This is a genomic window from Aurantimonas marianensis, from assembly GCF_024195285.1.
Lineage (GTDB): Bacteria > Pseudomonadota > Alphaproteobacteria > Rhizobiales > Rhizobiaceae > Aurantimonas > Aurantimonas marianensis.
The window spans coordinates 19,721-33,733 of sequence record NZ_JALHBS010000027.1; the positions used below are offsets into that span (position 1 = coordinate 19,721).

Genomic DNA, 14,013 nt, shown 5'->3' on the forward strand with positions numbered 1-14,013 from the left:
GGGCAGGCGGCAGCCGGTGCGTCCTTCGTCAGGCCGCGAGCGCGGCCGCCAGCTTGCCCATGTCGGTCGCCTTTTCCAAGGTCGCGACCATGTCGATAATGGCCTCGCTCTTGTCTTGCGGCCAACGGGCGAACTCGGTGCAGCCGCGGAACTTGTCCGCCACCTCGTCGTAGCTCATCGGATTGGCCGGCGAGCCCTTGCCGAAATCGGCGCGGCCGGAAATCTTGCGTCCGTCCTTCATCTGGATGTCGAGGATCGTCGTCATCTTGGCGTAGCCGGCGGCTTCCGCATCCGGGTGATTGTGAAAATTGACACGTTCGATCATGGCCTGAACGTCGTCACGCAGCACCGTCTCGTCGGTGAATTCGGGAAGGTTCGCGCGGCCGTCCAGCAGCAGGATCGCCATGCAGAACTCCATCGAGAATTTCGCCTGCAGTTCGTTCCGCGGGCGGTGATGGATCAGGGCGTTCAGCATGTTGTGGTTGGTGCCGACGTCGACCCGCTCGACATCCTCGGCCTTGATGCCGTGCTCGGCGATCAGCGACAGCATCTCGGTCATGCCGGGATGGGTGAGCGAGCCCGACGGGTGCGGTTTGATCGAAATGCCCGGATCGGCGAAGCTCCAGGGTGCGCCGAGCTTGCCCCGAATGGCGTTAATGTCGTAGCCGCCGCCATGCGCCTGGAAGAAGCCGCGCGGCGCCTCGAGGATCTTGTCGGTCGCGCTCCAGCCCATGCCGGCGAGATCGCAGGCGACGATGCCGGATTCGGACGATCGACCGGCATGGAACGGCTTCGTCATCGTGCCGAAATTCTCGCGCAGGCCGGCGCTTTGACTGCCGGCGATGGATAGTGCGCGCTGCAGGGTTTCTTGGTCGAAGCCCCGCAGCTTGCCGGCGGCCGAGGCGGCGGCAAAGGTTCCGCAGGTGGCGGTCGCATGGAAGCCATGCTGGTAATGCCTCGGCGAGATCGCCTCGGCGATCTTGCACTCGACATCGACGCCGACCAGGTAGGCGGCGAGGAGATCGCGGCCGCTAAGAGACCGCAGTTCCGTTTCCGCGAAGGCCGCCGGCAGGCAAGGCGCCGTCGGATGGGTCAGCAGGCCATAGACGCGATCCTCGGCGACGGCGAGCTGGGTATCGTCGTAATCGTCGGCATGGATGCCGACGCCGTTGGCGAAGGCCGCGAAGCGCGACGGCACCTTGATTCCGGTGCCGATGACCGTCGCTTTTCCAGCCCCGGCAACGTCTGAGACATGCTGCTGCACATATCGACCCGACATCGCGACCGAGCCGGAAAGCGCCAGCCCGAACCCGTCGAGAATCGATTTCTTACCGAGTTCCACCACGTCGGACGGAATGGCGTCGTAATCGGTGGCGAGAACGAAAGCGGCCACTTCAGCCGTCAGCCCTTCGCCGACCGACGGATCGTTTTGCGGCGTGAAGTGGGTGGGTGTGCGCTGGTCCATGCAAATGACTCTCGGTTGGAATTCCGTGGCGATGACTTGCCTTCCCAGGGGATGGTGGGCTCCCGTCTGGCCGGCCCGGGTGGTTCGAGAAAGACGCTGGCTTCAGCTACCAAGCGCTTCTGCATATTGTCAACAATATTAGGGCAACTTCGCATACCCTGCGAAGAGGGTGGCCTGTTCGGGCTGTGCGACGTTGCCGCCAACGCGGAAATCCCCGAGAAGCAGGTGGTCAGGCGGCGGCGACGGGATTGTACTATTGTTAACAGTCCCGAGATGGGCTAACGGCCAAAGCAATGGTTAACTCGATGGGGGCGCGCGACGATGCGTCGGGCGCCGACGGAAATGGTCAAAGGTGTGAAGGCGATGAAGCACTACAGGATTGCGGCCATTCCGGGCGACGGCATCGGGGCCGAGGTGATCGGGGCCGGGATCGAAGTGCTAAAGGCGCTCGCCCGGCGTGACGGTGGTTTCGCTATGGAGTTCGAAAGCTTCGACTGGGGTTCGGACTATTATCACCAGCACGGCGTGATGATGCCGGCCGACGGTCTGGAACAGGTCGCCGATTTCGATGCGCTCTATTTCGGCGCGGTCGGCGCGCCGGACGTCCCCGATCACGTCACCCTCTGGGGCCTGCGTCTGGCGATCTGCCAGTCCTTCGACCAATACGCAAATGTGCGTCCCACGCGAATCCTGCCGGGGATCGAAGGTCCGCTGCGCGGCGTCGGACCGGACCGGCTCGACTGGGTCATCGTGCGCGAGAATTCCGAGGGCGAGTATGCGGGGCAGGGCGGCCGCTCGCATCGTGGCCTGCCGGAGGAGGTGGCGACCGAGGTCGCGATCTTTACCCGATCGGGCGTTACGCGGATCATGCGCTTCGCTTTCGAGCTGGCGCGCTCGCGGCCCCGCAAGAAGCTGACCGTCGTCACCAAGTCCAACGCCCAGCGGCACGGCATGGTGATGTGGGACGAGATCGCTGCCGAGGTGGCGGCGGAATATCCCGACGTCGAATGGGGCAAGGAGCTCGTCGACGCGATGACCATGCGCATGACGCTGCGGCCGGAGACGCTCGACACCATCGTCGCCACCAACCTTCATGCCGACATCCTATCGGATCTGGCGGCGGCGCTGGCCGGATCGCTCGGCATCGCCCCCACTTCCAACCTCAATCCCGAGCGGCGGTTTCCCTCGATGTTCGAGCCGATCCACGGCTCGGCCTTCGACATCACCGGCAAGGGGATCGCCAATCCGATCGGGACGTTCTGGACGGGGACCCTGATGCTCGACCATCTCGGTGAGCCGGAGGCGGCCACTCGATTGATGCGGGCGGTCGAACGGGTGACGGCCGACCATGCGTTCCATACGCCGGATCTTGGCGGCGAGGCGACGACGCGCAAGGTCACCGACGCGGTGGTCGCCGCTATCGATGGTGACAACGAATAGGCCGAGCGTCGCGCCGCCATCACTTTCGAAGAGAGAAAACCGATGACCAACCGCGATGACGAACGCCCGCTGATTGCCTTGGTGCCGGGCGACTGCACCGGGATCGGCCCTGAACAGACTGCCCGTATCCTGAGCGACGGCCGGATGGCGGACGTGGCGCGGCTGTTGGTTGTCGGCGACCGCCGGGTGGTCGAGCGCGGCGCCCGCCAGGCCGGCGTGACACTTGCTTTCGCCGAAGTCGATTCCCCGTCAAGGGCTCGGTTCGATCGCGGCGCGATCCCGATCGTCGATCTGAAGAACACCGACCCCGATGTGCTGCCGACCGGCGAGATGAGTCCCGAAGCCGGCCGCCTGACCGGCGAGACACTCGCCCGGGCCGTCGATTTCGCCAAGGCGGGGGAGGTCGACGCGATCAGCTTCGCACCGCTCAACAAGCAGGCCATGTACAAGGGTGGCTGGAAATTTCCCGACGAGCACAAGATGTTCGCGCATCTTCTCGCGCATGTCGGCCCATTCTCAGAGATGAATGTGCTGGAGGGGCAATGGATGACCCGCGTCACCTCGCACGTCTCGCTCCGGGAGGCGATCGACCAGATCGGCTTCGACTCGATCTGCCGGGCGCTACGGCTGGCCGACGCCACGATGCGACATGCCGGGATCGCGAAGCCCCGGATCGCCGTCGCGGCACTCAACCCGCATGCGGGTGAAGGCGGTCTGTTCGGGCGCGAGGAGATCGAAATCATCGCGCCGGCGGTGAAGGCCATGCAGGCCGAGGGCATCGACTGCAAGGGGCCTTACCCCTCGGACACCGTCTATCTGAAGGCTTTTGCCGGCGAGTTCGACAGCGTCACGGCGATGTATCACGATCAGGGCCAGATCGCGACGAAGCTGAAGGGCTTCAACAAGGGTGTCACGGTGACGGCGGGCCTGGCGACGGTCTTCACTACCCCGGCACATGGGACCGCCTATGATATCGTCGGCAAGGGTATCGCCGACGTCGGCGCTTTCGAGAGCGCGATCTCACTCGCCGCCATGCTGGCGTGTCGCCAAAAGGAAATGGGGTCGCCGGACAGGTGGTGAGTGATTTTTTTCCAGAAGATCAGCTATCGAAGGAAGGTAGCTGGTACGCCCAACGGGACGCCGCGCGGCATACAAATGCAGCTTAAAAAACAATAACTTACTCCGCTCCTGTCGCGCATTGTTATACACGATGTTATGCACATGCAAGGTCGTGAAAAGGCAATTCCGGCTGCCGCGGGTTTCTGCTCTATTCGACCCAGAATCGATAGGGGGGGTGCCGGCCGCGCATACGGCCCTGCAAAGCTTCTGTTTCGCGAAGTGGGGCGTCCGGAGCCAAGGTAGGGCGATTCGGAAAGCCGAAACTTCTTCCTTTAAGGAAAGAACCTATCGACGCAATTGCCGTTCCAAATAGCGACGTTGGAGCGAAGCTCCCGCTGCGCCAGTGCACCCGGCAAGCACCTCGCTTATCGATCCAGAGCAGACCGCTCGCACAGGCCCGTCCATTCCAGCCCGATAGTGACTCGTTCGGCTCGATTCCTGTGCCTACCAGGCAACACAAAGCGGGCCGCGAATGCGCTCACTGGCTAAGTTCCTTGCATATTCGATGGATTTCCGGTTGGTAAGGTGCGATTAGAAGGAGAATCCCATGGCGCGCCTCTCGACCGGCCTGTTGCTTTCGATTTCCATGGTTTCCGTGTCGCCGGCCTTTGCCGGGGATCTTGTCTACACGCCGATCAATCCGTCCTTCGGCGGCAGCCCGTTGAACTCCTCGCATCTCTTCGCAGTGGCGAACGCCCAGCGGGAGGCGACCGCCAGCGACGCCGATGATGATCTCACCGGGGGTGGCGGACTGACGGATCCGGGGACCGCGCGCAACGACGACGCCGACCTCTTCGTGCGACAGCTCCAGGGCCGTTTGCTGTCCGCTCTTGCCGGACAGGTGACCGACGCGATCTTCGGCGACAACCCGCAGGATCAGGGAACAGTACAGTTCGGCAGCACCACCGTCACATTCTCGCGCTCGCTGGACTCCATCCGACTGACGATTTTCGATGCGATCGACGGAACCACGACGGAGATCGTCGTTCCACAGCTTGTGACAAGTTCGAACTGATCTACAGGGGCGGATCGGTTTTCGAGGGGGATTTGATGATTGCAGAATATCCGGGGCGCGCCCGCCTCGCGCGGAGATTCGCTCTGACGCTTTGCATCGCGCCGCTCGCGGGCTGTGTGACGACGGAGTCCTACATCGACACGCTACCGGTGGTGGCGCCGGTCAGCTACCCCAACGACGCGTTGCGACGCTTGCCGCCCCCCGCCAAGAAGACCGCGGTCGCCGTCTACGATCTCGAAGATCTGACCGGCCAGTTCAAGGAGCGCGAAAACGTCCAGACGCTGTCGAGAGCGGTCACCCAGGGCGGCGCCGCGATCCTGATCAAGGCGCTGCAGGACGCCGGCGAGCGGCGCTGGTTCACCGTCCTCGAGCGCAAGGAGCTCGACGACCTCCTCAAGGAACGCCAGATCATCACCGAAATGCGGCGCCTGTATCGCGGCGAGGAGAAGATCAACGCGGATGTCCTGCCACCGCTGCTGCATGCCGGCATCATGATCCAGGGCGGCATCATCGGATACGATACCAACATCGTGACCGGCGGCGCCGGCGCCAATTTCCTCGGCATCGGCGGCGACGCTAAATACATTCAGGACGTCGTGACGGTCACCCTGCGCGCGGTCTCGACCAAGACCGGCGAAGTCCTGACCAGCGTGACGACGCGCAAGGCCGTCGCCTCCTATTCGCTGCAGGGCGGCGCGTTCCGTTATGTGAAGCTCGACGAGCTGCTGCAGGCCGAGGCCGGCACCACCTACAACGAGCCCAAGCAGATCGCCGTGCAGTCGGCGGTGGAAAAGGCGGTCGAGGCGATGATCGTCGAGGGCGCCGAGCTGGGCGTCTGGTCTTTCGCGGACCCGGCGGTCGGCCAGGCCTATATCGCCGCCTACCATGACGAAAAATACGGTTTCAGGCTGACCGCCGGCGCGGTCTCTCCGTCGCGACCACAAACCGCGAATGCCGGCGATGTTGTCGATACGGTGCCGGCGCGGCCGGTGCGGGTGACGCAGCGAACGGTGCGCCGCGCGCCGGCGCGGGCGGCGCCGGTGGTCACGCGCACGGTGACGCAGCCGCAGGCCCAGCCCGCGGTCCGGCGGATTCCTCAGAGCGATGCGCAGCCGGTGCAGCGCCGGCCCGAAGACGAGGCGCCGCGCGATTTGCCGCCGGCACCGACGCCGGACGAGCCCGCGGTCGGCTCGAACGACAGCGGCGAGCGAGACGCGCCGCGCACGCTGATCGGCATGCTGTTCCGCTAGGAGCGGCCGCGGCCCGACGCAATCTCGTCGCGTCGCGCTCGTGCGGCGGCGTCCGCCGCTTCTCAGCCTGCACGTGTCCGCCCCTGTGGACGCGCCGTGCGCGGTCGTCCGTCCTCCCTCCCTTTCAAAAACCGACATCCGTCTCTGACGAGAGTAGCGTCTTCGGCCGCATGGCCCAAGAGCCGAGGCCCGGTGCGGAGGCCAAACCCCGATCGTGTCAATTTGAGACAAAGCCGAGCATTAATTATCAATGCGTTAGGTAATATAATAAGCGTCGAGGCGATTGACGCTGTGTAAGACTGAGGTATAGTCCGTACGTCTCGTTAACGGTTCGTTGACCACGGTGGCGAAACCGGAACGTGCGTGGCTGGGGGAATCTCAACCACTTCCGAGAAACTGTTCGAACGCGGACGGCCGGATACGGCATCCGCATCGACGGAATTCTTTTGCCCGAGAGTGCCGGCCTATGTCCGGGCTGCCAGGGCTTTGCGGTGGGGGCGCCGCCTCGAAAGCGGGCTTGGCACGCGCTGTGCCGGGCGTGGAAAAGTGTGCCCGTAAAGCGGGTGGACGGGCCTCTCCCCCGCCGGGGATGAGAAGCGACTATGCAACCGCAAGCTTGCCCGAGGCTGCAATCTCGACGGACAAGTGATCAACAGGGAGAATTTACAATGGCATCTGTTAAGAAAATCCTAATGGCCGCAACCGCGCTGACATTTATGTCGGGCGTGGCGTATTCGGCCGATGGCAACGAGCAATACAGCGACCAGAGCGGTACCAATAACTCTATCATTGTTGAACAGAGCGGCTCTAATAACCAGGCAGGCTCGTCTACGACTGAGATGACGCAGCAGGGGTTCCGCAATCAGCTAAGCATCACGCAATCTGGCGATAACAATGACATCGGCCTAAATAGCAACGCGAACGGCGGTGCCGCCGGCATCTTCCAGAATTCGAACAGAACGGGTGCTGATGCCAACCAGATCACCATCGAGCAATCCTCGGATGGTAACGTGGTTGGCGCGATTTCGCAGAACTCGGGCGGCACTAACACCTTCTTAGGTCGAAATATCGTGGATATTACCCAGGGCGGAGCAGGCGCTAACACGATCGGCAGCATGACACAGAGCAGAGGTTCCAGTTCAGGTAATACCGCAGATATCACCCAGACCGGAACATTGAACAATATTGCTCGTGTGTATCAGCGCACGACTCAGGGTGGGAATCAGACGAACCGCCTAACGGTCAACATGTCCGGCGACAATAACGGGAACGGCGTGCTTTCAGGCGCGGCGTCCGTATCCGGGGCACAATCGTCAACGCTAATTCAGGGCGATTTGACGGGCCAAGCCCGGGACAGCTTTGCGGACCTGTCCATCAGCGGCGACAACAATCAGTTCGGCGTCAGCCAATATGGGCAGTCCAATACGGTGGGCAATCTTGTCATTTCTGGCAACGCAAATCAGTTGGGTGTGAACCAGAATGGGTCCCGCAACGCCCTAGCCTTGTCAACAATTAGCGGGAACAACAACAACATCGGTCTCGATCAAGACGGCCAGGATAACATGGCCACCATCAATATAAGTGGTGACTTTAATGGCGGCGGTACACTCGCGGGAGCAGCCGGAACGCTTGCTGCGGCCAATGGACTGGTAAGCGGATTGATTAAACAGGATGGATTGAACAATCAGTCCAGCCTTGCAATCACCTCCAGCGATAATAACCAGTTCGCGTTTCTCCAGGATGGTAATGATAACGTCATTGTGGGCAATGTGAGTGGAGCGGGCAGCAATAGCGCGACGATGGTCCAGATCGGCGGCAATAACACATCGAATTTCAGCCAGTCGGGCGCCGGGAACATGGTTTCCGTTAACCAGTAAGGGACGGGTGGTAGGTTGATCTACCCGCTACCTAAAACGCGGTCGGAGCAGGTACCTGCTCCGACCGCGTTCTCTTGGGTTCCTTTAGCGCTTAAGCAGCAATAAACGGCAAGGGTTTCTGCCGGAAAATTGGAGCCGAACCGTGCGACCCGCATCTTTGCTCTCCTTTCTCACGATCGCCAGCTTTCTCGCTGATTCGGGAATTGCCTTCGCTCAGACCAACGAGGTGTATGTCGGCCAGACCGGCGAGACCAACCGGATTCGCATCGACCAGAACGGCAACGGCAACGTCGTCGGCGGCAATGCCGATACACTGCGCCTCACCCAGGACGGGCTCGGCAATGTCATCGCCATCGACCAGACCGGGTTCGGCAACAAGGTCGCGACCAACAGCCGCGACGGGGTTCGCCCCAGCCTCGGGCTCATCGAGATCGGCACCGGCCAGAGCGGCAACCGCAACCAGATCATCATCGAGCAGATCAGCGAGTTCACGGACGCAGCGTCCAACGTGCTGGAGGCGGTCCGGCAAGTGGCGAGCGCAAGCTTCGGCCGATTCTCGCCCTTTCTCTCCAACAGCCTCACGCTGCGTCAGACTGTTGCTGCTGGGCCAGACGACGCCACCCAGGCGGTCGGCCAGGTGATCCAGATCAACGATTCCGCCGCGCCCTTCGCCGGCGTCACCAATGTCGTCTCGATCACGCAGGAGGGCGACGGCTCGGGCGCCGGCAACGTGCTCGTGACCGCGTTTCAGGAGGGTTCCGGCAACAGCCTGACGACCACGCAGTCGGAGGGCGGCAACCGGATCGAGACGTCGCGGCAGAACGGCACGTCCAACACCCTGACCATCGGGCAGTCGCTGGGCGACCGCAACATCGTCGTCGCCGTCGATCAGGCCGGCCACCGCAACCGGGCCGACCTGACGCAGGCCGGCACGGAGAATTTCATCGAGAATGTCGTTCAAGGTACAGCCGGAATCGCCAGCACCGGCAATCTGATCACCTTGACGCTCGCCGGCGACGGCAATGGCGGCGACGGGCGGAACGGGGCCGGGCGGTTCGCACTGGCGCCGGCCAGTTTCGGCGTCCTGCAAGCGTCGATCTCGCAGTTCGGCGACGGCAACATGATCTCCTACGTCACCGGCGCCAACAGCGATGGCAACCTGTTCGGGTTCCTGCAGGATGGCGCCGGCAACGCCATCACCGGCGTCGTCGAGGGAGCCGCCAACGAGGCGGTCGCGCGGCAGGAGGGCGAGGACAACGCGTTGGTGTTCGAGCAGTCCGGCGATCGCAATGCCCTTTCCGCGCGGTTCGACGGACGGCGCAACGCTTCGGCGTTGGGGCAGCAGGGCATTGACACCCTCGTCCGGCTGGAGATCGACGGAGACGATAATAACACGAGCCGCTCCGGCGGCTTCGGCAACGACGCCCTCGCCGTCGCGAGCGCCGTCGCCGGACTGGCTGCCGGAGAGATCCGGCAGGAGGGTACTCTCAACGGGATCGACTTCCTCGTCTCCGGCAACCGCAACGCCTTCGCGGTGTTGCAGTCGGGCGCTCGCAACTTGGTGACGGCGGTCGTCACCGGCAGCGCCAACCGGTCGGTGGTCATTCAGGACGGCAACGGCAACATCGCCGGTTTCAGCCAGACCGGCGACGGCAACCGGCTGTTGGTCCGACAATAGTCATCAGACGATGTCCGGGTTCGTATCCGGCTCGCAGATTAAGACGACATTCGAGCGATTTGGAAACGTGGATTTAAGGTATTTCTGCGATCGTCCGGAAACCGCAGCGGTTCCGGAGCCATCGCATGTTCTTCCCACGCCACGTCCTTTTCGTCACGACCCTTCTCGTCGCATCGTCGGCGACGGCCGAGAATCTCCTGGTCATCACGGACGGATCGGATGCCCGCAACGCGGTGTCCTACACGCTCGATGGGGACGACAACCGCCTGGAAGTGCTGCAGGAGGCGAGCGCCGGCGGTTCGCTGAACAACGCGATTGCCCTCAGTATCGAGGGCGACGGCAATGGCGGTCCGGCGGGCAGCGCCTTCACCGGCGCGCCGCTTGCCACGGGGCTGTTGCCCGGCCAGCTTCGCCAGCGCGGCGAGGGCAATGCCATGGAGGTCGCCATCACTGGCAGCTCCAATATGTTCGCCATGGCTCAGCTTGGCGACGGCAACGCCATGACCGTTGCCGTCAGCGGCCGCTCCAATTTGTTCGCGCTGGCCCAGAACGGCGACGGCAACGCCGTCACCGCGTCGATCCGGGGGACCGGCAATCAGGCCGCAGTTCAACAGTTCGGCAATAACAATATGGCGGTCTTTTCACAGGCGGGAAATGCGAATAGTGTGAGCATCACGCAACGTTCGTATTAGCAACGCGATTCTCGTCCAACGACGGGATGGTTCTGTGGAAAGCGATCGACATGTTCAGAGCCCTTCTTCTCTCGACGACGACGGGCTTGACGTTTGCTCTCTTGGCAGCGCAAGCCTCGGCCCAGCAGAACACGCTGACGATCGAGCAATCCGGCGACGGCAATTCGCTCTTCGTCGACCAGTCGCTGGCATCCAACAGCCGTGTCGGAGGCTTGAAGGTCGACGGCTTCGGCGATCTGCCGAATCTGGATGCCGGGGTGCCGATCTCGCTCACCGACACGGCGATCCAGTCAGGCGGCAACAATCGCGCGAGGATCACCATCCGGAACGACGGTGGCGGCGTGTTTCTCGACCAGCGCAACAATGGCGCCGGCGTCAACGAGGCGAATGTGACCTCGACCAACGGCGGCGTTGGGGTCGTGGCGCAGAACGGAACCGGCAACTTCGCCGAGCTCCAGGTGGATGGCGATCTGCCTTCAGACTTGTCGCTCCCGTTCACGCGCCCTCTGCTCGGCGGGACGACAGAGACCGGAGCGATCAATGGAGCCGTTATCCAGAATGGCGACAATAACAGTGCCAGCCTCGCCACCGGCCTTCAAACGAGTGGCGCCATCGTGCAGAACGGAAGCGGCAGCAATGCCAGCCTTGACCTCACCCTTTCAAACCCTGGCTCATCCGTCATCTACAGCCAGAACGGTAGCAACCTTCAGTCGCTCACGGATTTGCAGGTGATCACCAACGCTCTCGGCCCGGTGACGGTGACACAGACGAACTCCGCCGGCGTGACGACACGCGGCGCCGTCACCATCAACCAGACGACACCCTGACCACCATGACCTCTCCGAAGAAGAAGCGTTGGGCAGCGATTGCTGGCTTTATCTCGCTCCTGCTGGGACTCACCATGACCAATGCCGCAATGGCGCAGGGGATCGCCAAGGCCGCCGCGCTCGGCTCGATCGTGGTCACGACGAGTGAAACAGGCGTGAAACTCACAGGTCGCGCTGCCGCGCTGAGCGACGTCGAAGTCGACGCCCTGATGTCTATCGAGAAAAGCGGCGCCTCCGGACGCATGTCGACCAGCCAGGGCGGCTCGTTCTCACTGAAGGCCGGCGAGAGCGCCGACGTCGCGACGGTCGGCATCTCGCTGACGCCGGGCGACAAGCTGTCGGTGGAACTGACGCTGAAATCCAACGACAGAGAACTCTCCTCGAGCACCTTGTCGGTCGGCCAATGAGAATCATGGAACATCGGGGCGCGGAGGGTGATCTCCGGCGGACTATTGGCAATTTAAAGGATTACAGGATGCGCCGAGCGGCAATTGTCTTGTGCGTAGCACTCTCTGGCTTCGTCGGATGGAGCGGGTCGGCCCTGGCGCAGAGCGAAACTGCATTCGTAGCCGCCTTCAGCGGAACTTGGCAGACGCTGGACCCAGCCTTTTCGGGCGACGGCGCCTGCAGGATTGTGTTGTCCGGCGCTCGAAACAATGAACAGTACGCGTTGGAATCCTCGAACTGCGCCGGGCCGATGGCCTCGCTCCAAGGGTGGGCGATCGTCGACAACCAGCTCGGCCTCCTCGGCCCGGAGCGGGCCGTAATCGCTAGGCTTGGCGGCAACCAGAACCGGATGAGTGGACAGACGGCGTCGGGCTCCACGGTGGTCTTCGAGCGTATTACCGAGGAAGCGGCCGCCGCCCCGGCGCCGGTGGACGCCTCTCAGGCGACCGGCTGTGTTTTCTATGGCTATACTGCGACCTGCGCGACGCCGGAGGATCTCGCCAGGCCGACAGCCGCGAGCGAGGACGTCAAGCCAATGGCGGAGGTTCTGGTACGCCTCAACGCCCGTTCGGAGGCGCGTCCGGACGCATCGGTGGTGGCGACTATCCCACCGAACACCTGCGTCGTCATCGACGAATGCACGACCGCCTCCGATGGCAACTGGTGCAAGGCTCGCATCTCGGATGTGTCGGGTTGGATTCGTCAACAAGCCGTCCGAAAAAACCGTTGGCCAATCGTCACCTACACCGGAAAATGCGGCTAATACCAACGGGCGCTGATCAAGACCCATGCGCCCAATCTCGCATTCCGATGGAGATGATTTTCCAGGGCCGATCGACGAGCTTGTTCCAGGCAGCGCAGCAGTGGGCGACGATGTCGTCGTAGTCGGTGAAGATGCGGTTCGATAGCCAGTTGTCGCGCATGAACTGCCAGACATTCTCGACCGGGTTCAATTCCGGCGCTTTGGACGGCAGGAACATCAGCGTGATGTTGGCGGGCACCGTCAGCTTTGGCGTGGTGTGCCAGCCGGCTTGGTCGAGGATGAGCACGGCATGAGCGCCGGGATCGACGGCGAGGCTGATCTCCTTCAGATGCTTGTTCATGGCGCCTGTGTCGCAATAGGGCAGGACGAGGCCGGCGCCCTTGCCCTTCTTCGGGCAGATGGCGCCGAAAATGTAGGCCCACATGGTCCGCTGATCGCTTGGTGCCGAAGGCCTTGTGCCGCGGCGAGCCCAACGCCGGGTGATCTTGTTCTTCTGCCCTATCCGGGCTTCGTCGGCCCACCAGAGTTCGATTTCGGTGCCTTCGGGGAGCTTCCCCTGGATGGCTGCCAACTCGGTCGGAAACTCTTTTTAAAAGCGTCCAGTTCGAACTCGTTCTGCGTATGATGGCGAGGACGAACTGACAACTTGGCAAAGCCCATCGCCCGAAGTTCACGCCCGACCGTCGTCTCGTCGACCTCGATGCGGAATTCCTCCAAGAGCCAGCGTGCGAGATCCTTACGCCGCCAGCGAACCACGTCGTGGATCGCTGGGATCGGCCCTTTCTCGACGATCGCCGCCAGAGCCCGGCGCTGTTCGTCGTTCAGTTTCGGCCGGTTGCCCGGCGCCTTGCCGCTGATCAGGCCGGCGGGGCCGCGGGCGTTGAAGCGCAGAACCCAGTCGCGGATGATCTGCAAGGTGACACCGCCGATCCGAGACGCGTCACTGCGCGAGCCGCCATCGTAGATCTCGGCCAGCGCCAGCAAGCGCCGAGCCTGAGCCGCATCCTTCGTTACCTTCGCCGACCTTCTCAGCGTTGGGCCGTCGAAATCCGTGCGAAGGGGAACCGGTGCTGCCATGACAAACCTCCGTTTGCCATCATGATTCAGACTTTCCGCGATTTGGGAATCCCCGAAGAGTCAGCCTTCGCTCCCGCTGGTATAAGCTTGATCACGGGCGAAGAGATCGATTGAGATTGGTTGGAGGCATGGCCTAATCGCCATTGATTCCGACCTCCGGTGATAAGAACCCATTGGATTGGCGATTCCTCGCATCTTGACCCCGATGCACGGCGAGGAGCGGCGACGACGCGCCATACGGCGCATCGAACTGTGCGTCGCTTCTGGCTCGACGGACCCTTTCAGCGTCAACCAATAGGTCCTCACCGCTGGTTGGTTTGGTTCGCCAGGTAGCTTGACTGCGAGGCGAGCCAAGCGCTGGTG

The 14,013-nt window shown here is 62.7% G+C and carries 12 protein-coding genes; 10 read left to right on the plus strand and 2 right to left on the minus strand.

The genetic code is table 11. From position 1 onward, the window contains the following. Positions 1–28: 28 nt before the first annotated feature. Complete coding sequence (locus tag MJ956_RS04675; protein ID WP_253963318.1) at positions 29–1,465, minus strand: MmgE/PrpD family protein; 1,437 nt, start codon at positions 1,463–1,465, stop codon at positions 29–31. Between the two features lie 363 nt (positions 1,466–1,828). On the opposite strand from MJ956_RS04675, the gene MJ956_RS04680 reads away from it, so the two are divergent. From MJ956_RS04680 to MJ956_RS04725, 10 genes are all read left to right on the plus strand, one after another. Next, positions 1,829–2,905 (plus strand): tartrate dehydrogenase, encoded by a 1,077-nt coding sequence (locus MJ956_RS04680; protein WP_253963319.1) that lies wholly within the window; start codon positions 1,829–1,831, stop codon positions 2,903–2,905. A gap of 42 nt (positions 2,906–2,947) precedes the next feature. Next, positions 2,948–3,985, plus strand: a complete 1,038-nt coding sequence (locus MJ956_RS04685) for a PdxA family dehydrogenase (RefSeq protein WP_253963320.1) — start codon at positions 2,948–2,950, stop codon at positions 3,983–3,985. Between the two features lie 586 nt (positions 3,986–4,571). Next, positions 4,572–5,039 (plus strand): curli assembly protein CsgF, encoded by a 468-nt coding sequence (locus tag MJ956_RS04690; RefSeq protein WP_253963321.1) that lies wholly within the window; start codon positions 4,572–4,574, stop codon positions 5,037–5,039. Between the two features lie 35 nt (positions 5,040–5,074). Further along, positions 5,075–6,289 (plus strand): CsgG/HfaB family protein, encoded by a 1,215-nt coding sequence (locus MJ956_RS04695; protein ID WP_253963322.1) that lies wholly within the window; start codon positions 5,075–5,077, stop codon positions 6,287–6,289. A gap of 668 nt (positions 6,290–6,957) precedes the next feature. Further along, the gene (locus MJ956_RS04700; protein ID WP_253963323.1) at positions 6,958–8,166 is read left to right on the plus strand and encodes a hypothetical protein; all 1,209 of its coding nucleotides are present in this window, start codon (positions 6,958–6,960) and stop codon (positions 8,164–8,166) included. A 142-nt stretch (positions 8,167–8,308) separates the two neighbouring features. Next, positions 8,309–9,844, plus strand: coding sequence for a hypothetical protein (locus MJ956_RS04705; protein WP_253963324.1), 1,536 nt, complete (start codon positions 8,309–8,311; stop codon positions 9,842–9,844). Between the two features lie 125 nt (positions 9,845–9,969). Then, complete coding sequence (locus tag MJ956_RS04710; protein ID WP_253963325.1) at positions 9,970–10,536, plus strand: hypothetical protein; 567 nt, start codon at positions 9,970–9,972, stop codon at positions 10,534–10,536. 50 nt (positions 10,537–10,586) lie between these two features. Beyond that, positions 10,587–11,363: a hypothetical protein gene (locus MJ956_RS04715; RefSeq protein ID WP_253963326.1), complete on the plus strand. Its 777-nt coding sequence runs from the start codon at positions 10,587–10,589 to the stop codon at positions 11,361–11,363. Positions 11,364–11,368: 5 nt separating this feature from the next. After that, a complete protein-coding gene (csgH, locus tag MJ956_RS04720) occupies positions 11,369–11,770 on the plus strand; it encodes a curli-like amyloid fiber formation chaperone CsgH (RefSeq protein WP_206454401.1) in 402 nt (133 codons plus the stop codon). Between the two features lie 5 nt (positions 11,771–11,775). Continuing rightward, a complete protein-coding gene (locus tag MJ956_RS04725; protein WP_253963327.1) occupies positions 11,776–12,573 on the plus strand; it encodes an SH3 domain-containing protein in 798 nt (265 codons plus the stop codon). Between the two features lie 16 nt (positions 12,574–12,589). Here MJ956_RS04725 and MJ956_RS04730 read toward each other — a convergent pair. Beyond that, a protein-coding gene (locus MJ956_RS04730; protein ID WP_253963328.1) for an IS630 family transposase occupies positions 12,590–13,650 on the minus strand; the annotation gives its coding sequence in 2 pieces (ribosomal slippage) (positions 12,590–13,158 and positions 13,158–13,650; 1,062 coding nt in all). Positions 13,651–14,013 lie beyond the last annotated feature (363 nt).

Coding starts and splice junctions, on each gene's coding strand:
- MJ956_RS04675 (WP_253963318.1), bottom strand. CDS start 1,465: ATGGACCAGCGCACACCCACCCACTTCACGCCGCAAAACGATCCGTCG.
- MJ956_RS04680 (WP_253963319.1), top strand. CDS start 1,829: ATGAAGCACTACAGGATTGCGGCCATTCCGGGCGACGGCATCGGGGCC.
- MJ956_RS04685 (WP_253963320.1), top strand. CDS start 2,948: ATGACCAACCGCGATGACGAACGCCCGCTGATTGCCTTGGTGCCGGGC.
- MJ956_RS04690 (WP_253963321.1), top strand. CDS start 4,572: ATGGCGCGCCTCTCGACCGGCCTGTTGCTTTCGATTTCCATGGTTTCC.
- MJ956_RS04695 (WP_253963322.1), top strand. CDS start 5,075: ATGATTGCAGAATATCCGGGGCGCGCCCGCCTCGCGCGGAGATTCGCT.
- MJ956_RS04700 (WP_253963323.1), top strand. CDS start 6,958: ATGGCATCTGTTAAGAAAATCCTAATGGCCGCAACCGCGCTGACATTT.
- MJ956_RS04710 (WP_253963325.1), top strand. CDS start 9,970: ATGTTCTTCCCACGCCACGTCCTTTTCGTCACGACCCTTCTCGTCGCA.
- MJ956_RS04715 (WP_253963326.1), top strand. CDS start 10,587: ATGTTCAGAGCCCTTCTTCTCTCGACGACGACGGGCTTGACGTTTGCT.
- csgH (WP_206454401.1), top strand. CDS start 11,369: ATGACCTCTCCGAAGAAGAAGCGTTGGGCAGCGATTGCTGGCTTTATC.
- MJ956_RS04725 (WP_253963327.1), top strand. CDS start 11,776: ATGGAACATCGGGGCGCGGAGGGTGATCTCCGGCGGACTATTGGCAAT.